Source organism: Staphylococcus sp. EG-SA-17 (assembly GCF_017151845.1).
Taxonomy (GTDB): Bacteria; Bacillota; Bacilli; order Staphylococcales; family Staphylococcaceae; genus Staphylococcus; species Staphylococcus aureus.
Genome location: NZ_JACVZO010000085.1, coordinates 1 through 493 on the forward strand (window position 1 = coordinate 1; position 493 = coordinate 493).

Genomic DNA, 493 nt, shown 5'->3' on the forward strand with positions numbered 1-493 from the left:
AGATACAAAAATGGGTGCACAAACTGGTCCAGAACAAATTGAAAAAATCGAAAGTTATATTAAATTAGCAGAAGAAGATGACAAAGCAAATATCTTAACGGGTGGACATCGTATTACTGATAATGGTTTAGATAAGGGCTACTTCTTCGAACCAACAATCATTGAACTTTCAGATAATAGTCATAAATTAGCTCAAGAAGAGATTTTTGGACCTGTTATTGTTGTTGAAAAATTCGAAGATGAAGAAGAAGCAATTAACATTGCTAATGATTCAGAATATGGTTTAGCTGGTGGTGTCTTCACTACAAACTTACTTCGTGCATTAAATGTTGCAAAAGCAATTCGTACTGGTCGTATTTGGGTTAATACGTATAATCAAATTCCATCTGGTGCACCATTTGGTGGTTATAAAAAATCTGGTATCGGCCGTGAAGTTTATAAAGATGCAATTAAAAACTATCAACAAGTTAAAAACATCTTTATTGATACAAGT

1 protein-coding gene is annotated in these 493 nt (G+C 32.9%); it reads left to right on the forward strand.

Going from position 1 to position 493, the window contains the following annotated elements:
- Window positions 1–493, forward strand: a 493-nt coding sequence (locus tag IDG65_RS14165; RefSeq protein WP_206174200.1) for an aldehyde dehydrogenase family protein, incomplete at both ends; no start/stop codon positions are given.